We start from the raw sequence: 23,753 nt of genomic DNA, 5'->3' as shown, positions 1-23,753 counted from the left end.
CTCCTGACCCCGCTCCTCCGGTGAGGGGCGGGGTGACCCGCCCCTCACCGGAGGAGCGGGGTCAGGAGACGCCCAGCTCCTTGGCCTTGGCCTTGAGGTCGTCCAGGCCACCGCACATGAAGAACGCCTGCTCCGGGAAGTGGTCGTAGTCACCGTCGGCGATCGCGTTGAACGCCGCGATGGACTCGTCCAGCGGAACGTCGGAACCGTCGAGGCCGGTGAACTGCTTCGCCGCGTGGGTGTTCTGCGACAGGAAGCGCTCGATCCGACGGGCGCGGTGGACGGTGAGCTTGTCCTCCTCGCCCAGCTCGTCCATACCGAGGATGGCGATGATGTCCTGGAGGTCCTTGTACTTCTGCAGGATCCCCTTGACGCGGGAGGCGCACTCGTAGTGCTCCTGCGAGATGAAGCGCGGGTCCAGGATGCGGGACGTCGAGTCCAGCGGGTCCACCGCCGGGTAGATGCCCTTCTCCGAGATCGGACGCGACAGAACGGTCGTGGCGTCCAGGTGGGCGAAGGTCGTCGCCGGGGCGGGGTCGGTCAGGTCGTCCGCGGGGACGTAGATCGCCTGCATCGAGGTGATCGAGTGACCGCGGGTCGAGGTGATGCGCTCCTGGAGCACACCCATCTCGTCCGCCAGGTTCGGCTGGTAGCCCACCGCGGAGGGCATGCGGCCGAGCAGCGTGGAGACCTCGGAACCGGCCTGGGTGAAGCGGAAGATGTTGTCGATGAAGAACAGCACGTCCTGCTTCTGGACGTCGCGGAAGTACTCCGCCATCGTCAGACCGGCCAGGGCGACCCGCAGACGGGTGCCCGGCGGCTCGTCCATCTGGCCGAAGACCAGCGCGGTCTGCGGGAGAACGCCGGACTCGGCCATCTCCTCGATGAGGTCGTTGCCCTCACGGGTGCGCTCGCCGACGCCGGCGAACACGGAGACGCCCTCGTGCAGCTTCGCCACACGCATGATCATTTCCTGGATGAGGACCGTCTTGCCGACGCCCGCACCACCGAACAGACCGATCTTGCCGCCCTTGACGTACGGGGTCAGCAGGTCGACGACCTTCAGGCCGGTCTCGAACATCTCGGTCTTGGACTCGAGCTGGTCGAAGGCGGGGGCCTTGCGGTGGATGGACCAGCGCTCGGTGACCTCGGCCTCGGCCTCGGGCTCGTTCAGGATGCGGCCGAGGGTGTTGAACACCCGGCCCTTGGTGACGTCGCCGACGGGCACGGTGATGCCGTCGCCGGTGTTGGTGACCGGGGCCTGGCGGACCAGGCCGTCGGTCGGCTCCATGGAGATGGCGCGGACCAGGCCCTCACCGAGGTGCTGGGCGACCTCGAGCGTCAGGGTCTTGGTCTTGCCCTCCTCGGCCGGGTCCATGACCTCGACGGTGAGGGCGTTGTAGATCTCCGGCATGGCGTCGACGGGGAACTCCACGTCGACGACCGGGCCGATGACCCGCGCGACGCGGCCCGTCGCGGCGGCCGTCTGAGCAGTGGTTGTCATTGTTATCGGTCACTCCCCGCAGACGCGTCGGCCAGCGCGCTGGCTCCACCGACGATCTCGCTGATTTCCTGGGTGATGTCGGCCTGACGGGCCGCGTTGGCAAGCCGTGTGAACGACTTGATGACTTCTTCGGCGTTGTCGGTCGCCGACTTCATCGCCCGGCGGCGGGCCGCGTGCTCGGAGGCGGCGGCCTGCAGCAGGGCGTTGTAGACGCGGCTCTCGATGTACCGGGGCAGCAGTGCGTCCAGCACCTCCTCGGCGGAGGGCTCGAAGTCGTACAGCGCCCGCACCCGGTCGCCCATGAAGACCTTCGCCGAGTCCTCGGCGGTCTTCTCGAACGTGAGCGGCAGCATCCGGCGCTCGACCGGGGTCTGCGTCATCATCGAGACGAACTGCGTGTAGACCACGTGGACCTCGTCCACGCCGCCCTCGACGGTGGGCCGCTGGAGCGCCTCGATGATCGGCGCCGACACGGCCTTGGCGTCCGCGTACGTCGGGCTGTCCGTGAAGCCGGTCCAGGAGTCCTCGACCTTGCGCTCACGGAAGTTGTAGTACGACACGCCCTTGCGGCCGACGATGTAGGTGAGGACGTCCTTACGCTCGTTGGTCAGCGTGGTCGTCAACAGCTCCGCGGCCTTGATCGCGTTGCTCGAGTAGCCGCCGGCCAGACCGCGGTCGCTCGTGACGAGCAGGACCGCGGCCCGGGTCGGGTTCTCCGCCTCGGTGGTGAGCGGGTGCTTGACGTCCGCGCCGTACGCCACCGCGGTGACCGCGGCGGTCAGCTCGTCGGCGTAGGGCGTCGACGCCTCCACCTTGCGCTGGGCCTTGATGATGCGCGAAGCCGCGATCATCTCCATCGCCTTGGTGATCTTCTTGGTCGCCGTGACGGATTTGATCCGCCTCTTGTAGACCCGGAGCTGGGCACCCATGCTCAGCCCTCGCCCAGGAGCTTGCCGTCCGCGGTCTCGAACTGCTGCTTGAAGCTGTTGATCGTGCCGCCGAGCTTCTGCAGCGTGTCGTCCGACATCTTGCCGCCCTCGCGGATGGAGGTCATCAGGTCCTTGTGCTCGCGGTGGAGGTAGTCCAGCAGCTCGCGCTCGAACCGGCGGATGTCGACGACCGGGACGTCGTCCATCAGACCGGTGGTGCCGGCCCAGATCGAGACGACCTGGTCCTCGGTGGAGTACGGCGCGTACTGCGGCTGCTTCAGCAGCTCGACCATGCGCTGACCCCGCTCCAGGGCCGACTTGGACGCGGCGTCCAGGTCGGAACCGAAGGCGGCGAACGCCTCCAGCTCACGGAACTGGGCCAGGTCCACACGCAGCCGGCCGGAGACCTGCTTCATGGCCTTGTGCTGGGCGGAGCCACCCACACGGGAGACCGAGATACCGACGTTCAGCGCCGGCCGCTGGCCCGCGTTGAACAGGTCGGACTCCAGGAAGCACTGGCCGTCGGTGATGGAGATGACGTTGGTCGGGATGAACGCCGAGACGTCGTTGGCCTTGGTCTCGACGATCGGCAGACCGGTCATCGAGCCCGCGCCCATCTCGTCCGACAGCTTCGCGCAGCGCTCCAGCAGCCGGGAGTGCAGGTAGAACACGTCACCCGGGTAGGCCTCACGGCCCGGCGGGCGGCGCAGCAGCAGGGAGACCGCGCGGTAGGCGTCGGCCTGCTTCGACAGGTCGTCGAAGATGATCAGGACGTGCTTGCCCTCGTACATCCAGTGCTGGCCGATGGCCGAGCCGGTGTAGGGGGCGAGGTACTTGAAGCCGGCCGGGTCGGACGCCGGGGCGGCCACGATCGTCGTGTACTCCAGCGCGCCGGCCTCCTCCAGGGCACCGCGCACGGAGGCGATGGTGGAGCCCTTCTGGCCGATGGCGACGTAGATGCAGCGGACCTGCTTCTTCGGGTCGCCGGTGCGCCAGTTGTCACGCTGGTTGATGATCGTGTCGACCGCGAGCGCCGTCTTGCCGGTCTGCCGGTCGCCGATGATCAGCTGGCGCTGACCGCGGCCGACCGGGGTCATGGCGTCGACGGCCTTGTAGCCGGTCTCCATCGGCTCGTGCACCGACTTGCGCTGCATGACCGTGGGGGCCTGCAGCTCCAGCGCGCGACGGCCGGTGGTCTCGATCTCGCCGAGGCCGTCGACCGGGTTGCCCAGCGGGTCGACGACACGGCCGAGGTAGCCGTCACCGACCGCGACGGAGAGCACCTCACCGGTGCGCTGCACCGGCTGGCCCTCCTCGATGCCGCTGAACTCGCCGAGGACGACCGCGCCGACCTCGCGCTCCTCGAGGTTGAGGGCGAGACCGAGGGTGCCGTCCTCGAACTTCAGCAGCTCGTTCGCCATGACCGAGGGAAGTCCCTCGATCTTCGCGATGCCGTCGCCGGCAACGCTGACCGTCCCGACCTCTTCGCGCGAGGCCGCGTCCGGCTTGTACGACTGGACAAAGTTCTCCAGCGCGTCCCGGATCTCATCCGGCCGGATCGTGAGCTCCGCCATCTGGGTTCCCTGCTCTCCTTGTTGGGCCCGTATGTATCTGGGGGTCTGGGGTCGTCCCCCAGAAGGGTGCTGTCGGCCCAACTCGGGCCGCTACTTACTGCTTGTTGAGTTGGTGGGACCGGGGTCAGCCGGCCATCCGCCGCTCGACGTCGTCCAGCCGGTCGCTGATGCTGCCGTTGATGACCTCGTCACCGATCCGGACCGAGATGCCGCCGAGCACCGCCGGGTCCACGTCCAGGTTGATGTGCACCTGGCGGCCGTAGATCCGGCTGAGCGCGGCGCCCAGACGCTGCTTCTGGGTGTCGCTGAGCGGCACCGCCGAGGTGACGACGGCGACCGAACGGCCCCGGCGCTCCGCGGCGAGCTTGGACAGCGACTCCAGCCCACCTTCCAGGCTACGTCCACGCGGGTGCGCGACGAGTCGGATCACCAGGCGCTCGGTGGCGGGCTTGGCCCGTCCGCCCAGCAGCCGGCGAAGCAGCTCGGTCTGCGCGCTCTTGTAGGACGCCTGCTCGGTGTTGCCCGTCAGCGCCGCCCGGAGGTCGGGCGAGCTGGAGACGATCCGACCGAAGCGGAAGATCTCGTCCTCCACGTCGTCCAGCGTGCCGTCCCGCTCGGCCGCGATCAGGTCGGCGATGTCCGCCAGGACCTCGACCGCGTCCACCAGGTCGCGCGGACGCGACCAGCGGGAGCGGACCATGCCGGAGACGAGGTCGACGGTCTCGCCGCCCACCTGGCCGCCCAGGAGGCGTCCGACCAGCTCGGCCTTGGCCTCGCCGGACTGCGCCGGGTCGGTGATGACCCGACGCAGCGACACCTCACGGTCGAGCAGCGCGGTGACGGCGGCCAGCTCGTCGGCCAGCTTGACGGCGTCCACGGACGTGTTGTCCGTGAGCGCGTCGAGCCGTTCCTTGGCGGACGCCAGTGCCTCGCGGCTCGCTCCGTTCATCGGGCGGCCTCGGCCTTCTCCTCGAGCTCGTCGAGGAAGCGGTCGATGACCCGGCTCTGGCGGGCGTGGTCCTCGAGGGACTCACCCACCAGTCGGCCGGCCAGCTCGGTGGCCAGCTTGCCGACGTCCTGGCGCAGGGCCAGCGACGCCTGCTTGCGGTCGGCCTCGATCTGGGCGTGACCGGTGGCGATGATCTCCTCACGCTGCCGCTGGCCTTCCGCGCGCATCTCTGCGATGAGCGCGGCGCCCTGCTCCTGCGCCTCCTGGCGCAGGCGCGCGGCCTCGTGACGAGCGTCCTTCAGCTGCTCGCGGTACTCCTCGAGCGTCTGCTGCGCCTCATCCTGAGCCTGCTGCGCACGCTCCATGCCACCGACGATCTCGTCGTGGCGCTTCTCCAGCGCCGCGTTGATCGAGGGGAGCAGCTTCTTGTAGAAGACGAAGAAGATGATCGCAAAGGTGATCGAGCCGATGAGGACCTCGGGCCAGACGGGGAACAGGGGATCCTGCTCCTCCGCCGCCAGCAGGTGCAACATGGTGGACCTTTCCGTCGAATCCGTCGTGGTGGTTGCGACCGGACCGTCAGTTGAGGATGAACGGAACGACGAAGCCGATCAGGGCGAGGGCCTCGACGACCGCGAAGCCGAGCAGCATGTTCTGGCGGATCAGGCCGGCGGCCTCGGGCTGCCGGGCGATGGCCTGCACACCGTTACCGAAGATGTAACCGACGCCGATACCCGGGCCGATCGCGGCGAGGCCGTAGCCGACGGTGCCGATGTTGCCGTTGACGGCCGCGAGGGTCTCGAGAGCAGACATTCCGTGGTTCCTTCTCTTGGTGGGCCGGTGGGTGGTTGGTCCACCGGACGTTTAGGGGGTTGGGCGGTGGCTGTTGCCGCGGACTCTCAGTGCGCCTCTTCGAGCGCCTGGGAGAGGTAGGTGGCCGCCAGCACGGTGAAGACGTAGGCCTGCAGGGCCTGGATGAACATCTCGAACACCGTGATGACCAGCGTCATCGCGAACGACGCGGTGGCGTAGACGGTACCGAGGACGGTGCCGAGCATGTACCAGGTCGCGATCGTGAAGATCAGGATCAGGATGTGGCCCGCGAACATGTTCGCGAAGAGTCGGACGGCCAGCGTGAAGGGCCGCACGAAGATGTTCGAGATGAACTCGATGGGCGTCAGGATGACGTAGATGGGCTTGGGCAGCCCGCCCGGGACACACAGGTTGCGGATGCCGCCGACAAAGCCGTTGGTCTTGAAGGTGACGGTCATGTAGACGACCCAGACGATCAGCGCGAGCGCGACCGGGTAGGCGATCACCGAGCTGACCGGGAACTGGGCGAGCGGGATCAGTGCCCAGAGGTTGAGCATCCAGACGAAGAAGAAGATCGAGACGAGGAAGGGGACAAACGGCTCGCCCTTCTTGCCCATCACCTCTCGCGCGATACCCCGACGGACGAAGTCGTAGAGGATCTCGGCGATCATCTGCATCTTCCCCGGCACCAGCTTCGGCTTGGAGAAGGCGGCCCAGAAGAAGGACAGGATGAGGGCGGTACCGACGATCGCCAGGAGCATCGGCTTGTTGAAGTTCAACGGGCCGATCGTGAAGATCGGCTCGAAGAAGAACGAGTGCACGCCGGGGGCGTCGAAGCCGCAATCCTTGAACAGGTGACAGTCGACCTCGAAGGCGAGCAACTGGTCACTACTCACCGCGAGCTCCTTCGGTCTGACGCATAGGTACGGCTACCTCGATGTGTCGGCGTGGCACACGGCCACGTAGCGGCACTGGACTGGGTATCGCGGGAGCGAGGGGCGACCGGCATCGCGGCAGGGCGACCCGCACACAAGTGGGGAGCACGCGGCGCTGTCCCGCACAGCGCGCGCTGCTTCGCTCGCAGCACTCTCGGCGTCGGACCATAGCAGCCCGCCGAGAGGGTTGTTATATCGCCCCTGCCTTCAGGGCGGCCACGGGCGACACTCACGCGCCACTCCCCTTGCCGCCGTCGGCCGAAGGGCCGTCGGTGTCGACGTAGAGGGTCTTGACCCGGGTCTGCATCCACGCCTGAGCGGCGGGCCAGACGAGGGCGCAGGCGAGCGCGGTGAAGCCCAGCGCACGGCCGTTGAGGTAGTCGGCGTCGCGGAAGATGAACAGGGCGATCAACAGGGCGAAGATCTGCGTCGTGTAGACGAGCAGGCCGGCCCCCATCAACAGCTCCGGCCACTTCCTGCCGACGATCCCGAGGCCGTGCAGGCCGGCGGTGAAGAACAGCAGCACCAGCACCGTGCCGACGGCGGCACCGAGCGCACCCTGACCGCCGGCCACCGCTCCGGAGACACCCACGCCGATCAGGCCGGTGAGGGCGGTCGGGATCGCGGCGCCGCGAAGGATCCGGGCGTCGTTCGACTGCATGAATGCTGCTCCAGCAAGGAAACGGAAAGGTCTGAACGGCTCAACTTACTGAGCGAATCCGGCTGCGTGACCACGCGGGTGAGGGCCGTCGCACCACGTCCCCCCGACTCCCTGCCGGTTCTCGTGAACGGTATCACAAACTATTTGATGAGGTCTTTACCTACTTGGTGTGCAGGTTGTCACACCTGAGAGCTAACCCTGTCATCTGTGCGTGACGGGCGGGGGTTCGCACCAACTGCCCCGTTATGACGGGGTGTCGATCTTCCGGCGGACGGTGAAGCGGTGGCGTTCGCCGACGGCGGTCGAGCCGTTCAGACCGGCCGCCCGGGCCGTGGTCTCCGGGCCGGCCGGCCGCTCCGCGGGGTCGGTCCCGGTGCCGGCCGGGCGGGAGGCGGCGCCTTGGGCCGCAGGCGGGGCGGGGTGCAGGCGGTAGCGCGGTGGGACCACGCGCTGGGCCCACATCGGCACCCGGGGGTTGAAGCGCGGCAGTAGCAGGACGACCAGTCCGGCCGCGCTCAGCAGCATGATGGTGAGAACGATCACCATGCTCGCCGACTGCCGTACCGAGAAGGCCACCGCGCCGAACGCGATCAGCGCCGACCAGAAGTACATGATCAGCACCGCGCGGCTGTGCGAGTGCCCGATCTCCAGCAGCCGGTGGTGGAGGTGCCCCCGGTCGGCCGCGAACGGCGACTGGCCGTTCCAGGTGCGGCGGACGATCGCCAGGATCAGGTCGGCGAGTGGTACCGCGAGGATGGTCAGCGGCAGCAGCAGCGGGATGTAGACGGGCACGGTGGCCTGCACCGCCGCCTTCTCCGAGCCGTCGAAGAGCTTCAGCGCGTCCGGGTCGACCTGCCCGGTGATGGAGACCGCGCCGGCGGCCAGCACCAGGCCGATCAGCATCGAGCCGGAGTCGCCCATGAAGATGCGGGCGGGGTGCATGTTGTGCGGGAGGAAGCCGATGCAGACGCCCATGAGCACGGCGGCGAACAGGGTGGCCGGGGCCGCGGCGGAGATGCCGTAGCTGTACCAGATGCGGTAGGCGTACATGAAGAACGCCATGGCGGCCAGGCAGACCATGCCGGCGGCGAGGCCGTCGAGGCCGTCCACGAAGTTGACCGCGTTGATCGTGACGACGACCAGCGCGACCGTGAGCAACGTGCCCTGCAGGGGCGTGATCGCGACCATGCCGACCGTCGGGATGGGCAGCCAGAGGATCGTCAACCCCTGCCAGACCATCACTCCGGCGGCGATCATCTGCCCGCCGAGCTTGACGAGGGCGTCCACACCCCACTTGTCGTCGAGCACGCCGAGCAGCCAGATGATGCCGGCGCCGGCGAGCAGTGCGCGCGGTTCGTCGGACTGGGTGAAGACGTCGCCGATGTTGGTGAGTTGGGAGGCCACGAGCAGGCCGGCGCACAGTCCGCCGAACATCGCGATGCCGCCGAGCCGGGGCGTGGGCTCGCGGTGCACGTCGCGCGCCCTGACCGGCGGTACGGCGCCCGCGGCGATGGCGAACTTCCGCACCGGGCCGACCAGCAGGTAGGTGACGGCGGCTGTGACGCACAACGTCAGCAGATACTCACGCACGGGCTCCCCAGAAGTTCATCGAGCGTCCTAAGGCCCACACCTTAGGACACGGCCGCCCCGCCGACCGGTTCCGGCGGCCGCTCCCGGGGCGGGGCGGGCCACCGCTCAGGCGGCCGGACGAGCGGCCGGTCACGTTCGCGCCGGCACCCCGGTGAGGGCGGTGACCACCGGATCGAGCGCGGCGCTGATCTCCTCGCCGACGCTGCGGAAGTAGCTGATGGGCGCGCCGTACGGGTCGTAGACCTCGTCCGCCTCGGCGCTGGGCGCGTGCAGCCAGCCGCGCAGCGCGGCCGCCGCCTGCACCAGGGCGCGGGCCCGCTGGGCGACGGTGTCCGGGCTGTCCGCCGCCGGCAGCGTCGCCGGGTCTATGGCACGTACGAGCCGGGTGAACTCCTTCAGGGTGAACGTGCGCAGCCCGGCGGAGTGCCCCATCGAGATGACCTGGGCGCGGTGGTCCCGGGTGGCGGTCAGGACGAGGTCGGCGCGGATGACGTGCTCGTCCAGCAGCTCACGCCCCCGGAAGCCGGCGGGGTCGGCGCCGTAGTCGGCCAACACGGTCGCGGCGTGCTCCTCCATGGGGGCGCCCTCGTGGCCCCACGTGCCGGCGCTCTCGACGAGCAACGCCGTGCTCAGGCCGTCCTCCAGCCGGGCCGCCAGGGCATGGCGGTTCAGCCGCTCGGTGATCGGCGAGCGGCACACGTTGCCGGTGGAGACGTGGAGGATGCGGAAGGTGTCGGCCGCCGGTATGCCACGCCCAGAAGGCGCGGTCAACTGGCCTCCCTCAGCCCGGGCGCGACCTTGCGCAGCTCCTCCGCGCTGATCGCGCCCGCCCTCAGCAGCACCGGTACCTCGCCGGTGACGTCGACGATGGAGGACGGCACGGCCGCCGGTGTCGGGCCGCCGTCGAGGTAGACGGCGACGGAGTCGCCGAGCATGTCCTGGGCGCTCTGGCAGTCCTGGGGCGCCGGGTGGCCGGTGAGGTTGGCGGAGGAGACGGCCATCGGGCCGACGTCGGTCAGCAGCTCGATCGCCACCGGGTGCAGCGGCATCCGGATGGCGACCGTGCCGCTGGTGTCGCCGAGGTCCCAGGTGAGCGACGGCTGGTGGCGGGCGACGACGGTCAGCGCGCCGGGCCAGAAGGCGTCGACGAGGTCCCAGGCCGCCTCGGAGAGGTCGGTGACGAGGCCGTGCAGGGTGTTCGGGGAGCCGATGAGCACCGGGGAGGGCATGCCGCGACCGCGGCCCTTGGCGTCCAGCAGGTCACCGACGGCCTCCGGGCTGAAGGCGTCGGCGCCGATGCCGTAGACAGTGTCCGTGGGCAGGACGACAAGCTCTCCGCGGCGGACGGCGGCTGCCGCCTCGCGCAGGCCGGTCCTGCGGTCGGTCGCTTCGGTGCAGTCGTACCGCCGTGCCATCACGGCACCTCCCTGCGGGCTGTGGCGAATCGGGGTCGGTTGTTCAGGTCGGGGTGGTCGGCGGCGTCGGCCCAGCCGCGGTCCTCGGTGAAGATCCACGGGACCAGGCCGCCCTGGGTGTCGGCGTGCTCCACCACGACCACGCCGCCCGGTCTGAGCAGGCGGTGCGCGGTGCGTTCCAGCCCTCTGATGAGGTCCAGGCCGTCCTCCCCGGAGAACAGCGCCAGCTGCGGGTCGTGGTCGCGCGCCTCGGGCGCCACGTACTCCCACTCGGTGAGCGGGATGTACGGCGGGTTGGAGATCACCAGGTCGACCTGGCCGTCCAGCTCCGGCAGGGCCGTCCTGGCGTCCCCGTGGTGCAGGACGACGCGGGAGCCCTCGACGTTCTTCCGGGCCCACGCGAGCGCGCCCTCGTCGAGTTCCACGGCGTGCACCCGGGAGCGCGGCACCTCCTGGGCCAGCGCGAGGGCGATGGCCGCCGAGCCGGTGCACAGGTCGACGATCAGCGGTTCGGCGACGTCCATCGCCCGTACCGCGTCTATCGCCCAGCCGACCACCGACTCCGTCTCCGGTCGGGGCACGAAGACGCCCTTGCCGACGTGGAGTTCGAGGTACCGGAAGAACGCGCGGCCGGTGATGTGCTGGAGTGGTTCGCGGGCCTCGCGGCGGGCGACGACCTCCCAGTAGCGGGCGTCGAAGTCGCCGTCGGCCACCCGGTGCAGCTCGCTGCGCTTGACCCGGTGGACAAACGCCGCCAGCTCCTCCGCGTCGAAGCGCGGGGAGGGCACCCCTGCGTCGGCCAGGCGCTGGGTGGCCTGCGCCACCTCGGCCAGGAGAAGGTTCATGATCGTCTGCCTATCCGCCCCTTCGGATGCTTTACGGACCTGCTCACCGCGGGCCCCGGAACCCCGGGCCGTCGGACCCCGCCGCGCTCACTGCGCGGCGGCCAGCTTCGCGGCGGCGTCGGCGTCGACGCACGCCTGGATCACCGGGTCCAGCTCGCCGTCGAGCACCTGGTCCAGGTTGTACGCCTTGAAGCCGACACGGTGGTCGGAGATGCGGTTCTCCGGGAAGTTGTACGTACGGACGCGCTCGGAGCGATCAACCGTGCGGACCTGGCTGCGCCGGGCGTCCGACGCCTCCCGCTCGGCCTCCTCCTGCGCGGCGGCCAGCAGCCGGGCGCGCAGGATGCGCAGCGCCTGCTCCTTGTTCTGGAGCTGGCTCTTCTCGTTCTGGCAGGAGACGACGATGCCGGACGGCTGGTGGGTGATGCGCACCGCCGAGTCGGTGGTGTTGACCGACTGGCCGCCGGGTCCGGAGGACCGGTAGACGTCGATCCGCAGGTCGTTCGGGTTGATCTCGACGTCGACGTCCTCCGCCTCGGGCAGCACGAGCACACCGGCCGCCGAGGTGTGGATGCGGCCCTGGGACTCGGTGGCCGGGACGCGCTGCACCCGGTGCACCCCGCCCTCGTACTTCAGCCGGGCCCACACGCCCTGCCCGGGCTCGCTCTGCCCCTTGGCCTTCACGGCGACCTGCACGTCCTTGTAGCCGCCGAGGTCGGACTCGTTGGCCTCGATCAGCTCCGTCTTCCAGCCCTGCCGTTCGGCGTACCTCAGGTACATGCGCAGGAGGTCGCCGGCGAACAGCGCGGACTCGTCGCCGCCCTCGCCGGCCTTGATCTCCAGGATGACGTCCTTGTCGTCACTCGGGTCCCGGGGCACAAGAAGCAGGCGCAGCCGGTCGGTCAGCTCCTCGCGGCGCGCCTCCAGCTCCTTGATCTCGGCGTAGAAGTCGGGATCGTCGGCGGCCAGCTCCCGCGCGGTCTCGATGTCCTCGCCGGTCTGCCGCCAGTCGCGGTAGGCCGCGACGATGGGGGTGAGCTCGGCGTAGCGCTTGTTGAGCCTTCGCGCGCCGGCCTGGTCGGCGTGGATGGCCGGGTCCGCGAGCTGTTTCTCGAGGTCGGCGTGCTCGCCGATCAGATCCTCGACGGCCTCGAACATCGGAAGAAGTCCTTCGCAGAAGTGGGATGGGCCTGCGCCCGGTGACACCCCGGGCTCCCCGGGACGACAAAGCGCCGGTCCCGTGCCGCCGGGCGGGGCGGGACGGGAACCGGCGCTGTCGGGTCGCTACTTGGCCGCGGCCTTCTTGCCGAAGCGGGCCTCGAAGCGGGCCACGCGGCCACCGGTGTCGAGGATCTTCTGCTTGCCGGTGTAGAAGGGGTGGCACTCGGAGCAGACCTCGGCACGGATGGTGCCGTCGGTCACGGTGCTCCGGGTGGTGAAGGAGGCGCCGCAGGTGCAGCTGACCTGGGTCTCCACGTACTCCGGGTGGATGTCGCGCTTCAAGGTGTCTCCTAGGTTCGGGAGGGCGCCGGGTCGCCACGCCCTGTGCGCGACGTGAACCGGAGCCGACGTACCAGTCTGCCACTGGATGACGCATCTCCCAAAACGGGGTCCGCACCCGGGTGGTGATCAGGACCCGCCGGTCAGTCGCCGTTGCCCGGCGCCGGCGTGGTGGTCTGGATCTGCCGCAGGAACTCGGCGTTGGACTTGGTCTGCCGCATCTTGTCCAGCAGCAGCTCGATGGCCTGCTGCTGGTCCAGCGCGTGCAGCACCCGGCGGAGCTTCCAGACGACCGCCAGTTCCTCGCTGCCCATGAGGATCTCCTCCTTGCGGGTGCCGGACGCGTCGACGTCCACCGCGGGGAAGATCCGCTTGTCGGCGAGCTTGCGGTCGAGCTTGAGCTCCATGTTGCCGGTGCCCTTGAACTCCTCGAAGATCACCTCGTCCATGCGCGAGCCGGTCTCGACCAGCGCGGTGGCCAGGATGGTCAGCGAACCGCCGTCCTCGATGTTGCGCGCGGCGCCGAAGAACTTCTTCGGCGGGTAGAGCGCGGTGGAGTCCACACCACCGGACAGGATGCGCCCGGAGGCCGGGGCGGCCAGGTTGTAGGCACGGCCCAGGCGGGTGATCGAGTCCAGCAGGACGACCACGTCGTGGCCCAGCTCCACGAGGCGCTTGGCGCGCTCGATGGCCAGCTCGGCGACGGTCGTGTGGTCCTCGGCCGGGCGGTCGAAGGTCGAGGAGATGACCTCGCCCTTGACCGACCGCTGCATGTCGGTGACCTCTTCCGGACGCTCGTCGACCAGGACGACCATCAGGTGGCACTCGGGGTTGTTGTGGGTGATGGCGTTGGCCACCGCCTGCATGATCATCGTCTTGCCCGTCTTGGGCGGGGCGACGATCAGACCGCGCTGGCCCTTGCCGATGGGCGAGACGAGGTCGATGATCCGGGTGGTCAGCGCGCCCGGGTCGCTCTCCAACCGCAGCCGCTCCTGCGGGTACAGCGGGGTGAGCTTGCTGAAGTCGGCCCGGCCACGGCCCTCTTCGGGGGCCATGCCGTTGACGGAGTCCAGCCGGACGAGCGCGTTGAACTTCTCGCGGCGCTCGCCGTCGCGGGGCTGGCGCACCGCGCCGGTGACGTGGTCGCCCTTGCGCAGGCCGTTCTTGCGGACCTGGGCCAGCGAGACGTACACGTCGTTCGGCCCCGGCAGGTAGCCGGTGGTGCGCACGAACGCGTAGTTGTCGAGGATGTCGAGGATGCCGGCGACCGGGATGAGGACGTCGTCCTCGCTGATCTGCGGCTCGGTGGCGGCCTCGTCCCGGCCCCGACGGCCCCGGCGGTCGCGGTAGCGGCCCCGGCGGCCGCGGCGGCCGCCCTCGAAGTCGTCGTCGCGGTTGTCGCGGTTGTCGCGCTCGCGGTGGCCACGGCCGCCGCCCTGCTGCTCGGTCTGCTGCTGGCCCTGCTGGCCGGCCTCGCGGCGGCCGCGCTGCCGGTCCCGCTTGCCGCCGCGGTCCTGCTGGCGGTCGGCGCGGCCGTCGGCGTCGGCGGACTCGGCGCGGCGGCCCTGGCGGCCGGCCTCGCCGTCGGCGCCCTCCGCCGCCTTGGCGGCGTCGGCGGCACCGGTCTCGGCGCGGGCGGCGACCTTGTCGGCCGGCTGCTCGGCCGCGCGGGCGCGGCGGCCCTCGTCGGCGGAGTCGCTGGCGGGCTGGCCGGGGATGTCGATCTGCTGCTGGGCCGGCTCGGCGGCCTCGACGGTGCGGGCGCGCGAGGTGGCGCGCCGCTTGGGCCTGGCGGCGGCCTCGGCCGCCGGCTCGGCGTCCGCCTTCGCGGACTCCTTGGCCCCCGCGGCGGCCTTGGCCGCCTTGGTCGGGGCGCTGCTCTTCTCGGCGGCGGGGGCGCCGCTCTGGCCGGTGGCAGCCTGCTTCTCCTTGATGACCTCGATCAGCTGGCTCTTGCGCATGCGCGCGGTGCCCTTGATACCGAGGCCCGAGGCGATCTGCTGCAACTCCGCCAGAACCATGCCCTCAAGGCCGGTACCGGAGCGCCGCCGGCGCCCGGTGGTGCCGGTGGCAGCACCGGAGGCAGGCGCGGCGGAGGCGTCCTTGGCAGGCGCGTCGGCGTTCACGCCCATCAGATCGGTGGTGTCGCTCACGAAGGGTCCTTCCCTGGAGCGGGCGTCGGCCTGTCTGGCTCGGCGACCGGTTGTGCTGTCCGGCTACGGTCCACGGATGCGACCGTGCCGTGGCGGTGGTCCCGCCTGTGCGTACGGCGGAGGAATAGGTTCATGTCCGGCGTGAGGGGTGTGCGTCGGTCACGCCGTCCCGGGATGTGGTCAACACTGCTCGGCGCGCAGCTCAGACAGCGTGGGAGATTCCCGGAAGACTGAGTAACCCCGATTCGGGGACTCGAAGCACCACACCGCATGCGGCTGCGAGTGCTGGCTTGAGGTTAACACTACCGGACCTGGCAAACATTCCCCCTTTCCACGGCCGGCAATCGTGTCACTGGCTGGTTCCCGTCGGTCCCGCCGACCCTGTCTGCCCCGTCGGTCCCGAAGGTTCGGTGGTCCCGGCCGTTCCCGATGTTCCCGCCGTTCCCGTCGTCGAGAGCGGCAGGACGCTGGCGCCGGCGGTGTCGAGGGCGAGCCGGTTGGCGGCCCACTCCTCGCCCGCGACGTGCGCGATCTTCTCGACCTGGTCGGCCGCGTCCCCGTCGGTCAGCGCGAGGACCGTCGGGCCCGCGCCCGAGATGACCGCCGGTACGCCGTCCGCGCGCAGCCGGTTCACCAGGTTCAGGCTCTCCGGCATGGCCGGCGCGCGGTACTCCTGGTGGAGCCGGTCCTCGGTGGCGGCGAGCAGCAGTTCGGGGCGCCGGGTCAGGGCCTCGACCAGCAGCGCGGCGCGCCCGGCGTTGGCGGCGGCGTCCACGTGCGGCACCTGGCGGGGCAGCAGGCCGCGCGCCGTCTCGGTGAGCACCGGGCGGGCCGGGACGAAGACCACCGGGACGACGGACGCGGCCGGCTCCATCCGCACGGCCCGGGCCACGCCGGCGTCCGTCCAGGCCAGCGTGAAACCGCCGTAGAGGCAGGCGGCGACGTTGTCCGGATGACCCTCGATCTCGGAGGCGAGCTCGAGCAGCGCGGCGTCGTCCAGCCGCTCGGCGCCGCCGGTGGCCACCGCGCGGGCGGCGACGATCCCGGCGCAGATCGCGGCGCTGGAGGAGCCGAGACCGCGGCCGTGCGGGATGCGGTTGGCGCAGACGACCTCCAGGCCGCGCGGCTGGCCGCCCAGCACGTCGAACGCGGCGCGCATGGAACGCACGAGCAGGTGGCTCTCGTCGCGGGGAAGCGTGTCGGCGCCCTCTCCCGCGATGTCGATGTCCAGGCCGGACTCGGCGACGCGGACCACCACGTCGTCGTAGAGGCCCAGCGCCAGGCCGAAGGCGTCAAAACCCGGGCCGAGGTTGGCGCTGCTGGCGGGCACGCGCACCCTTACGGCGGCGGCGCGGAAGGCGGGACCGGCCATCGCTGGACGACTCTCCTTGCTCGGAGTTGCTCTGTGCAGGCTCCCCCGGTCGCCGTCCTCCCGAAACCCGGTCGGCCGGCGGCCGTCGGGTCTGGCGGGAGGGACCGGCCCACGTTGCGGTGTCCGTCGTGGCGACGGGCCGTGACGTGCGGGGCAGGCCCTTGGCACATGTCATGTGCACTGGGTGGGGTTGGACGCCAGCGTAACCAAGGAAGGTCGGCCGGCGACACAGGGCGCACGGGAGGCGCACGATGCGTGTCGTGTGCTTTCCGTGCTCCTGACGGCCCGTGTGGTGGATTGTCCCATCCTCGGGCCGATTTCAGAAGCCCACCCCCTGACAAGCCGTCACGTCGCCGTTCGCACCGTTCGCGCGAGGGACGCCGTGTGGGGCGGCAGGGCGGGATGCCCGGCGCCGGTGCCGGCGCCGGGCGAGGGCCGTCAGGCCAGGCCGAGCCGCTCGGCCGCGGCGGCGGCGTCCACCGGAACGGTGATCGGCTGCGGCGCGCCCGCCACGGCCCAGTCCGGGTCCTTGAGGCCGTTGCCGGTCACCGTGCAGACGATGCGCTGGCCCGGGTCGACCAGCCCGTCCTGGGCGGCCTTCAGCAGCCCGGCGACGGACGCGGCGGACGCCGGCTCGACGAAGACGCCCTCCTGGGCGGAGAGCAGCCGGTAGGCCGCGAGGATCTGACGGTCCGTCACCTCGTCGATGTGGCCGCCGGACTCGTCCCGCGCGGCTTCGGCCTGCTGCCAGGACGCGGGGTTGCCGATGCGAATCGCGGTGGCGATGGTGTGCGGGTCCTTGACCGGCTCGCCGCGTACGAGGGGCGCCGATCCGGAGGCCTGGTAGCCCCACATGCGCGGGGTCCCGGTGGAGCGCGCCGGACCGCCGTCGGGGCCGGTCGCGGCGTACTCCCGGTAGCCCTTCCAGTAGGCCGTGATGTTGCCCGCGTTGCCGACCGGGAGCACGTGGATGTCGGGTGCGTCGCCGAGCATGTCGACGATCTCGAAGGCGGCCGTCTTCTGCCCCTCGATGCGTGCCGGGTTCACCGAGTTCACCAGTGCGACCGGGTAGTGGTCGGACAGGTCGCGCGCGAGGGTGAGGCAGTCGTCGAAGTTGCCGTCCACCTGGAGGATGCGGGCGCCGTGCACCAGCGCCTGCCCCATCTTGCCGAGCGCGATCTTGCCCTCGGGCACCAGCACCGCGCAGACCATGCCGGCGCGTACCGCGTAGGCGGCGGCGGAGGCGGAGGTGTTGCCGGTGGAGGCGCAGATGACGGCCTTGGCGCCCTCCTCCTTGGCCTTGGAGATCGCCATCGTCATGCCCCGGTCCTTGAAGGAGCCGGTGGGGTTGGCGCCCTCGACCTTGAGGTGCACCTCGCAGCGGGTCATCTCCGACAGCACCTGGGCCGGGACCAGCGGGGTGCCACCCTCGCGGAGGGTGACGACGGGCGTGTTCTCCGTGACCGGGAGGCGGTCGCGGTACTCCTCGATGATGCCGCGCCACTGCGCGCTGGTGCCGCGACCGGCGGACGGGCCGCCGGAGGGGCCGGCGGACGGGCTGGCGGATGAACTGGCGGATGCAGACATGTCCCTTATTCCCCTTCGACCCGCATGGTGCTCGCGACGCCCCGTACGGTGTCCAGTTTGCGCAGTGCCTCGACGGTCGCGCTGAGCGCGGCGTCGGTGGCGCGGTGGGTGACGACGACCAGTGAGGCCTCGCCGTCGGAAGCGGCGGCGGTCCCGACGGTGCCCTCGGCGCCCGACGGCACCGCGTTCTCCGGGGCCGCCTTGCCCTGCTGCCTCACGGTGTCGATGGACACCCCGTGCTCGGCGAAGACCATGGCGCACTGCGCCAGCACACCGGGCTTGTCGGACACGTCGAGACTGATGTGGTAGCGGGTGACGGCCTTGCCCGTGGGGCTGACCGGCAGCTGGGTGTACGCGGACTCGCCCGGGCCGCGCGCGCCGGAGAGTTTGTTGCGGCAGGCGGCGACCAGGTCGCCGAGCACCGCGGAGGCGGTCGGCGAGCCGCCGGCGCCGGGGCCGTAGAACATCAGCCGGCCAGCGGCCTCGGCCTCCACGAAGACCGCGTTGTACGCCTCCCGCACCGACGCCAGCGGGTGGCTGAGCGGGATCATCGCCGGGTGCACCCGGGCGGTGACCGAGTTGCCGTCCTGCGCCCGCTCGCAGATGGCGAGCAGCTTGACCGTGCAGCCCATGCGGCGGGCCGAGCGGATGTCGGCGGCGGTGACCTCGGTGATGCCCTCGCGGTGCACCTGGTCCAGGCTCACCCGGGTGTGGAAGGCGATGCCGGCCAGGATCGCGGCCTTGGCGGCGGCGTCGAAGCCCTCAACGTCCGCCGTGGGGTCGGCCTCGGCGTAGCCGAGCGCGGTGGCCTCGTCGAGCGCCTCCGCGTAGCCGGCGCCGCTGGTGTCCATGCGGTCGAGGATGAAGTTGGTGGTGCCGTTGACGATGCCGAGCACCCGGTTGACCTTGTCGCCGACCAGGGACTCGCGCAGCGGCCGCACCAGCGGGATGGCGCCGGCGACGGCCGCCTCGTAGTAGAGGTCGGCGCCGTGCGCCTCGGCCGCCTGGTGGAGGGCGGGGCCGTCCTCGGCGAGCAGGGCCTTGTTGGCGGAGACCACGCTGGCGCCGTGCTCGAACGCGGTGGTGATCAGCCTCCGGGCCGGCTCGATGCCGCCGATGACCTCCACCACGACGTCGATGTCGCCGCGTTTGACCAGCGCGGTGGCGTCGGTGGTGACCAGGGCCGGGTCGATGCCCGCCCGGACCCGCCCGGGGCGGCGCACGGCCACCCCGGCCAGCTCGACGGGGGCACCGATGCGCGCCGCGAGGTCGTCCGCGTGCGTCGTCATGATGCGCGCCACCTCTGAGCCGACAACCCCACAGCCCAGCAGCGCCACCTTCAGCGGACGCGTACGCATCATTCGACCTCGATTCTTGTCATTCTCTGTCAGCCAAGTCTCACGCACGGGACCCGGAACACCACTCATCGTCCAACATCCGGACGCCGCATCTCAAACGGCGACCGGGGTGTCGGGTTTCACCCGACGTCGAGCCGCAGCAGGTCCTCCTCGGTCTCCCGGCGCACGACGACCCTGGCGGCCCCGGCCCTGACCGCCACCACCGGCGGCCTGGGAACGTGGTTGTAGTTGCTCGCCATCGAGCGGCAGTAGGCGCCCGTGGCGGGCACCGCCAGCAGGTCGCCGGGCGCGAGGTCGGCGGGGAGGAAGGCGTCCCTGACGACGATATCGCCGCTTTCGCAGTGCTTGCCCACCACCCTGCTCAACATGGGCGGCGCGGTGGACTCCCGGGAGGCCAGCGCGATGCTGTACCGGGCGTCGTACAGCGCGGTGCGGATGTTGTCGGACATGCCGCCGTCGACGCTGACGTAGGTGCGCAGGCCTTCCAGCGGCTTGAGCGTGCCGACCTCGTAGAGGGTGAACGCGGTGGGGCCGACGATGGCCCGGCCCGGCTCCACCGACAGCCGCGGTACCGAGAGCCCCGCTGCCTCGCACTCCCGGCCGACGATCTGCTCCAGGGACTTGGCGATGTCGTGCGGCGCCGCCGGGTCGTCGTCGGGGGTGTAGGCGATTCCGAGCCCGCCGCCGAGGTCGATCTCGGGCAGTTCGACGCCGTGCTCGTCGCGGATGCGGGCGAGCAGGCCGACCACCCGGTGGGCGGCGACCTCGAAGCCGGAGGTGTCGAAGATCTGCGAACCGATGTGGGAGTGCAGCCCGGTCAGCTCCAGCGAGTCGTGCCCGAGGATGCGGCGGACGCCCTCCGCCGCCTGGTCGCCGGCGAGCGGCAGGCCGAACTTCTGGTCCTCGTGCGCGGTCGCGATGAACTCGTGGGTGTGCGCCTCGACGCCGACGGTGACCCGCAGCTGGACGGGCTGGCGGCGGCCGAACCGCCGCGCGACGTGGGCGAGGCGGGCGATCTCCTGGAAGGAGTCGAGCACGATCCGTCCGACGCCGGCCTCGACGGCCCTCTCCAGCTCGGCGAGCGACTTGTTGTTGCCGTGCATCGCGATGCGCTCGGGCGGCATGCCGGCGGCCAGCGCGGTGGCCAGCTCACCGCCGGTGCACACGTCGAGGTTCAGTCCCTCCTCGTGCAGCCAGCGGACGACGGCGCGGGAGAGGAACGCCTTGCCGGCGTAGTAGACGTCGGCGTCGGTGAACGCCTCGCGCCAGGCGCGGCAGCGGGCCCGGAAGTCGTCCTCGTCGAGGAAGTAGGCGGGGGTGCCGAACTCCTCGGCGAGCCTGGTGACCGGCACGCCCCCGACGGTCAGCACACCGTTCTCGTCGCGGGTGGCGGTCTGCGACCACACCCGGGGGTGGAGTTCGTTGAGGTCGGCGGGCGGGGGGCTGTAGTGGCCCTCGGGCAGCACGTCGGCGTGGCGGGGCCCAGCGGGATGGGCGGAACGGCTCATGGTGGCGCGGTTCTCCTCAGAGATGGTGCGGGGCGCTGATGCCGAGCTGGGTCAGGCCGCCGGCCAGCACCGTCCCGGCGGCTTCGGCGAGGGCCAGCCGGGAGCGGTGGGCGGCCTCGGGTTTCTCGTCGCCGCGCGGCAGCACGTGACGGGCGCCGGGCGCGTCGTGGAAGTCGAGGAAGGCGTCGGCGACGGCCGTGAGGTGGCGGGCGAGCGGCGCGTACGCGGCGGGGTCTGCCGGGTCGGCCGTGTTGCCACCCGCCGCGGGGCAGCGTTCGGCGATCCGTGCCGAGTCGGCGAGCAGGGCGAGCAGCCTGCCCTCCGCGCGGGTGGTGTAGGGGCCCGGCTCGGGGGCGAAGCCGAGGGCGTCGGCGGCGGTCAGCAGCGCCCGGACCCGGGAGTGCGCGTACTGGACGCGGAAGAGCGGGTTGCCGTCGCGGCGTTCCATCCGGGGCGCGGTGCCGGTGACGGCGGCCCAGCGCTCGGCGTCCTCGGCCGGGTTCTCCGGGGGCGCGTGGTCCTGCGGTCGTTCCGCCCGGCCGCGTTCCGTGAGGCGGCGCACCAGGGCGGTCCAGCCGGACTCCGCGAGACGGATGTTCAGGAATCCGGGTCCGGCCACCTCGACGCGCTCGACGCCGGGTTCCTGCACCAGCCTGGTGCGCAGGACGTCGGCGATGCTGCGGGCGGGGTGGCCGGTGGCCGCGGCGAGCCGCAGGGCGAGGTTGGACGCGTAGTCCGCGTCGCCGTGCGGGGGGTTGCGCAGCGTGACCCCGGCCGGCGGTTCGGCCGCCGTCCGCGGCAGCTCCCCCTCGGCCACGGCGCGGCGCAGCGCCGACGACAGGGCGCGGGACAGCTGAGCTGGGGTCACGGGGAAAGAGTAGGGAGAACGGGCCCGGCGGGGCCAATCCGTTTCGCCCTCAGGAATGACCCAGTACGGAATCGGCACCACCGCTCACCCTCGGTGACGCCGAGGAGAGGTCGGGCAGGGCCGCGGGGCGCGACTGGTACAGCCGCCGCACCGTGCGGACGAGCTCGCCCGGGTCGAACGGCTTGGCCAGGAAGGCGTCGACGCCGAGTTCCCCGCCGCCCGTCGGGCAGCCGCTGACCAGGGCCAACGGGATGTGCCGGGTGCGGGGGTCGACGCGCAGCCGCTCGGCGGTGCGCAGCCCGTCGAGCCGGGGCATGCTGACGTCGAGGGTGATGACGTCGGGGCGCGCGTGATGGACGACGTCGAGGCACTCCGCCCCGTCCGTCGCGGTCACGACCTCGAAGCCGTCGAGTTCGAGATTCACCCTGATCAGTTGCCGGATGGTCCTGTTGTCGTCCACGACGAGCACCCGGCCGGACGCACCTGCCACGTACCAAAGGGTAGGGCGGGTGCCTGGACGGCGTCCGGGTTTTGCCTGTTTCCGCCCGGGCGAGTGCCGGAAGCGGGCCCGTGCGGGGCGGAAGCGCCCCCGACGGGCCCGCGCGGTACTCAGCGGCCGGCCGTGACCGGCGGTTCGGCAGCCGGCTCCTCCGCGGCGGGGCGCCGGTCCGGCAGCAGCCGGGCGAGCCAGTCGGAGCGGCCGGCCACCAGCGGCGCCACGACGGCCAGGATGAGCACGTACCCGGCGATGAACGGCGACAGGCGCGCGTCCAGTCCCGCGGTGGCCGCCATCGCCGCGAGGATCAGCGCGAACTCGCCGCGGGCGAGCAGCGTGGTGGCCACGTTGGCGGTGGGGCCGGGGCCGAAGCCGTAGATGCGGGAGGTGACCAGGCCGGCGATCACGTTCATGGTGAGCGTCAGGGTCACCGCCAGCAGTACCGGCGTCAGGACGCTCGGCAGGTCGCCGGGGTCGATCGAGAGACCGAAGGCGAAGAAGAAGATGGCGGCGAAGGCGTCCCGCAGGGGGTGGACGAGTTCCCGGATGCGCTCCCCCGACGTCGTGTTGCCGAGGATGAGGCCGACCATGAAGGCGCCGATGGCGTCCGCCACGCCGAACAGTTCACCGACGCCCGCCACCAGCACGGCGGCGCCGAGGAAGGAGACGACGAGCAGTTCGTCGTCCTTGATCCGGAAGAGCCGGCCCACCAGGTGGGTTCCCCAGCGGGCGGCGACGGCGAGCAGCAGCAGGAACGCGAACGCCTTGGCGACCTGGAGTGCCGTGCCGCCGAAGCTGTCCGAGCCGGAGATGAGCGGCTGCAGCACCGCCAGGTAGAGGGCGAGGAAGATGTCCTCGACGACGATGATGCCGAGGATCGGCCGGGTCTCGGGGTTGCCGATCCGCCCGAGGTCGACCAGGACCTTGGTGACGATCGCCGAGGAGGAGATGCCGAGCACGCCGGCCAGTACCAGCGCCTCCGCGGTGCCCCAGCCGAGGGCAAGCCCGAAGCCGAGTCCGGCGCCGACGTTGAGCAGCAGGTACATGCCGCCGGCCAGCGCCATGCGGCGTCCGCCGGACCTGAGGTCGTCGACGTGGAACTCCAGCCCCAGGTAGAAGAGCAGCAGCACCAGGCCGAGCGCGGAGAGCATCTCCAGGGTGTGCGGGTCCTCGATGAGGACAAAGCCCGGGGTGTTCGGGCCGAGGAGGATGCCCGCGAGGATGAACAGCGGGATCGTGGGGAGCCCTATCCGGCCTCCCAGTCGGGCGAGTACGGCGGCGGCCACGAAGGCACCGCCGAGAGCGATCAGGGTCTCAGCGTGGCCCACGGGCTACCTCGTACGGGTCGGGTCGGACACGGGCGACGGACGGTCGGATGTCTCGGCTCTGATGGTTCACCTCCGGGTGCGGCGGCGGGCCGGGTCGTCGGCGAGCTGCCGGGGGCGTCAAGGATACGTTAATAGTTAGCTTAGCAAAGGAATTATTTCGCAGAGATGACCGGGTGCCGGCGGCGGTGTTGCCGCCGGTCGACGCCGAACGGCCGCACGGCCTCGCCCGATTCGGCCGGCTGCCACCGGTCGCCCGCCCCGCCCACGGTCGAGCCCGGTTGTCAGACCCCCGCCCTAGGGTGGTGCGCGTGTGGGCGTCGTGGGGGTGGCCGAAGCGGCACCGGCGCGGCACGAGGGCGGGTCAACTC

The 23,753-nt window shown here is 71.1% G+C and carries 22 protein-coding genes; all 22 read right to left on the bottom strand.

Going from position 1 to position 23,753, the window contains the following annotated elements:
* Positions 1-61 precede the first annotated feature (61 nt).
* Complete coding sequence (gene atpD, locus GL263_RS03315) at positions 62-1,504, bottom strand: F0F1 ATP synthase subunit beta (RefSeq protein WP_182854028.1); 1,443 nt, start codon at positions 1,502-1,504, stop codon at positions 62-64.
* A gap of 2 nt (positions 1,505-1,506) precedes the next feature.
* Positions 1,507-2,433, bottom strand: coding sequence for a F0F1 ATP synthase subunit gamma (locus tag GL263_RS03310; protein WP_182854027.1), 927 nt, complete (start codon positions 2,431-2,433; stop codon positions 1,507-1,509).
* A 2-nt stretch (positions 2,434-2,435) separates the two neighbouring features.
* Positions 2,436-4,007: a F0F1 ATP synthase subunit alpha gene (atpA, locus tag GL263_RS03305; protein WP_182854026.1), complete on the bottom strand. Its 1,572-nt coding sequence runs from the start codon at positions 4,005-4,007 to the stop codon at positions 2,436-2,438.
* 124 nt (positions 4,008-4,131) lie between these two features.
* The gene (locus GL263_RS03300) at positions 4,132-4,956 is read right to left on the bottom strand and encodes a F0F1 ATP synthase subunit delta (RefSeq protein WP_182854025.1); all 825 of its coding nucleotides are present in this window, start codon (positions 4,954-4,956) and stop codon (positions 4,132-4,134) included.
* Positions 4,953-5,489: a F0F1 ATP synthase subunit B gene (locus tag GL263_RS03295; protein ID WP_182854024.1), complete on the bottom strand. Its 537-nt coding sequence runs from the start codon at positions 5,487-5,489 to the stop codon at positions 4,953-4,955. The genes GL263_RS03300 and GL263_RS03295 overlap by 4 nt, the downstream gene beginning before the upstream one ends.
* Positions 5,490-5,535: 46 nt before the next feature.
* A complete protein-coding gene (atpE, locus tag GL263_RS03290; RefSeq protein ID WP_182854023.1) occupies positions 5,536-5,769 on the bottom strand; it encodes an ATP synthase F0 subunit C in 234 nt (77 codons plus the stop codon).
* Between the two features lie 86 nt (positions 5,770-5,855).
* Entirely contained in the window at positions 5,856-6,665 is an 810-nt protein-coding gene (gene atpB, locus GL263_RS03285; protein ID WP_182854022.1) for a F0F1 ATP synthase subunit A, read from the bottom strand.
* Between the two features lie 268 nt (positions 6,666-6,933).
* Positions 6,934-7,365, bottom strand: coding sequence for a Cg1360 family ATP-synthase-associated protein (locus tag GL263_RS03280; RefSeq protein WP_182854021.1), 432 nt, complete (start codon positions 7,363-7,365; stop codon positions 6,934-6,936).
* A 243-nt stretch (positions 7,366-7,608) separates the two neighbouring features.
* Positions 7,609-8,955, bottom strand: a complete 1,347-nt coding sequence (locus tag GL263_RS03275) for an MraY family glycosyltransferase (protein WP_182854020.1) — start codon at positions 8,953-8,955, stop codon at positions 7,609-7,611.
* A gap of 129 nt (positions 8,956-9,084) precedes the next feature.
* Complete coding sequence (locus tag GL263_RS03270) at positions 9,085-9,726, bottom strand: arsenate reductase/protein-tyrosine-phosphatase family protein (RefSeq protein WP_182854019.1); 642 nt, start codon at positions 9,724-9,726, stop codon at positions 9,085-9,087.
* Positions 9,723-10,370, bottom strand: a complete 648-nt coding sequence (locus tag GL263_RS03265) for an L-threonylcarbamoyladenylate synthase (RefSeq protein ID WP_182854018.1) — start codon at positions 10,368-10,370, stop codon at positions 9,723-9,725. The genes GL263_RS03270 and GL263_RS03265 overlap by 4 nt, the downstream gene beginning before the upstream one ends.
* A complete protein-coding gene (prmC, locus tag GL263_RS03260; RefSeq protein WP_182854017.1) occupies positions 10,370-11,215 on the bottom strand; it encodes a peptide chain release factor N(5)-glutamine methyltransferase in 846 nt (281 codons plus the stop codon). The genes GL263_RS03265 and prmC overlap by 1 nt, the downstream gene beginning before the upstream one ends.
* Before the next feature lie 87 nt (positions 11,216-11,302).
* The gene (gene prfA / locus GL263_RS03255; protein ID WP_182854016.1) at positions 11,303-12,373 is read right to left on the bottom strand and encodes a peptide chain release factor 1; all 1,071 of its coding nucleotides are present in this window, start codon (positions 12,371-12,373) and stop codon (positions 11,303-11,305) included.
* 126 nt (positions 12,374-12,499) lie between these two features.
* Positions 12,500-12,718, bottom strand: a complete 219-nt coding sequence (gene rpmE, locus GL263_RS03250; RefSeq protein ID WP_143647010.1) for a 50S ribosomal protein L31 — start codon at positions 12,716-12,718, stop codon at positions 12,500-12,502.
* 140 nt (positions 12,719-12,858) lie between these two features.
* A complete protein-coding gene (gene rho / locus GL263_RS03245; RefSeq protein ID WP_182854015.1) occupies positions 12,859-14,868 on the bottom strand; it encodes a transcription termination factor Rho in 2,010 nt (669 codons plus the stop codon).
* Positions 14,869-15,217: 349 nt separating this feature from the next.
* Positions 15,218-16,240, bottom strand: coding sequence for a homoserine kinase (thrB, locus tag GL263_RS03240; protein ID WP_182854014.1), 1,023 nt, complete (start codon positions 16,238-16,240; stop codon positions 15,218-15,220).
* Between the two features lie 438 nt (positions 16,241-16,678).
* Entirely contained in the window at positions 16,679-17,827 is a 1,149-nt protein-coding gene (thrC, locus tag GL263_RS03235; RefSeq protein ID WP_182854013.1) for a threonine synthase, read from the bottom strand.
* 5 nt (positions 17,828-17,832) lie between these two features.
* Entirely contained in the window at positions 17,833-19,188 is a 1,356-nt protein-coding gene (locus tag GL263_RS03230; RefSeq protein WP_182854012.1) for a homoserine dehydrogenase, read from the bottom strand.
* A 116-nt stretch (positions 19,189-19,304) separates the two neighbouring features.
* The gene (gene lysA / locus GL263_RS03225) at positions 19,305-20,693 is read right to left on the bottom strand and encodes a diaminopimelate decarboxylase (RefSeq protein ID WP_182854011.1); all 1,389 of its coding nucleotides are present in this window, start codon (positions 20,691-20,693) and stop codon (positions 19,305-19,307) included.
* Positions 20,694-20,709: 16 nt separating this feature from the next.
* Positions 20,710-21,561, bottom strand: coding sequence for a DALR anticodon-binding domain-containing protein (locus GL263_RS03220; protein ID WP_182854010.1), 852 nt, complete (start codon positions 21,559-21,561; stop codon positions 20,710-20,712).
* A gap of 49 nt (positions 21,562-21,610) precedes the next feature.
* Positions 21,611-22,051: a response regulator gene (locus GL263_RS03215; RefSeq protein ID WP_182854009.1), complete on the bottom strand. Its 441-nt coding sequence runs from the start codon at positions 22,049-22,051 to the stop codon at positions 21,611-21,613.
* 119 nt (positions 22,052-22,170) lie between these two features.
* Positions 22,171-23,385: a cation:proton antiporter gene (locus GL263_RS03210; protein ID WP_182854008.1), complete on the bottom strand. Its 1,215-nt coding sequence runs from the start codon at positions 23,383-23,385 to the stop codon at positions 22,171-22,173.
* Positions 23,386-23,753: the final 368 nt, after the last annotated feature.

Source organism: Streptomyces durbertensis (assembly GCF_014156695.1).
Classification (GTDB): domain Bacteria; phylum Actinomycetota; class Actinomycetes; order Streptomycetales; family Streptomycetaceae; genus Streptomyces; species Streptomyces durbertensis.
This window is presented reverse-complemented; position numbering and strand designations above follow the sequence as displayed.

What these genes read in the sequence shown, in the direction of transcription:
- atpD (WP_182854028.1), bottom strand. Translation starts at nt 1,504, where the DNA reads ATGACAACCACTGCTCAGACGGCCGCCGCGACGGGCCGCGTCGCGCGG.
- GL263_RS03310 (WP_182854027.1), bottom strand. Translation starts at nt 2,433, where the DNA reads ATGGGTGCCCAGCTCCGGGTCTACAAGAGGCGGATCAAATCCGTCACG.
- atpA (WP_182854026.1), bottom strand. Translation starts at nt 4,007, where the DNA reads ATGGCGGAGCTCACGATCCGGCCGGATGAGATCCGGGACGCGCTGGAG.
- GL263_RS03300 (WP_182854025.1), bottom strand. Translation starts at nt 4,956, where the DNA reads ATGAACGGAGCGAGCCGCGAGGCACTGGCGTCCGCCAAGGAACGGCTC.
- GL263_RS03295 (WP_182854024.1), bottom strand. Translation starts at nt 5,489, where the DNA reads ATGTTGCACCTGCTGGCGGCGGAGGAGCAGGATCCCCTGTTCCCCGTC.
- atpE (WP_182854023.1), bottom strand. Translation starts at nt 5,769, where the DNA reads ATGTCTGCTCTCGAGACCCTCGCGGCCGTCAACGGCAACATCGGCACC.
- GL263_RS03280 (WP_182854021.1), bottom strand. Translation starts at nt 7,365, where the DNA reads ATGCAGTCGAACGACGCCCGGATCCTTCGCGGCGCCGCGATCCCGACC.
- GL263_RS03265 (WP_182854018.1), bottom strand. Translation starts at nt 10,370, where the DNA reads ATGGCACGGCGGTACGACTGCACCGAAGCGACCGACCGCAGGACCGGC.
- prmC (WP_182854017.1), bottom strand. Translation starts at nt 11,215, where the DNA reads ATGAACCTTCTCCTGGCCGAGGTGGCGCAGGCCACCCAGCGCCTGGCC.
- prfA (WP_182854016.1), bottom strand. Translation starts at nt 12,373, where the DNA reads ATGTTCGAGGCCGTCGAGGATCTGATCGGCGAGCACGCCGACCTCGAG.
- thrB (WP_182854014.1), bottom strand. Translation starts at nt 16,240, where the DNA reads ATGGCCGGTCCCGCCTTCCGCGCCGCCGCCGTAAGGGTGCGCGTGCCC.
- thrC (WP_182854013.1), bottom strand. Translation starts at nt 17,827, where the DNA reads ATGTCTGCATCCGCCAGTTCATCCGCCAGCCCGTCCGCCGGCCCCTCC.
- GL263_RS03230 (WP_182854012.1), bottom strand. Translation starts at nt 19,188, where the DNA reads ATGATGCGTACGCGTCCGCTGAAGGTGGCGCTGCTGGGCTGTGGGGTT.
- lysA (WP_182854011.1), bottom strand. Translation starts at nt 20,693, where the DNA reads ATGAGCCGTTCCGCCCATCCCGCTGGGCCCCGCCACGCCGACGTGCTG.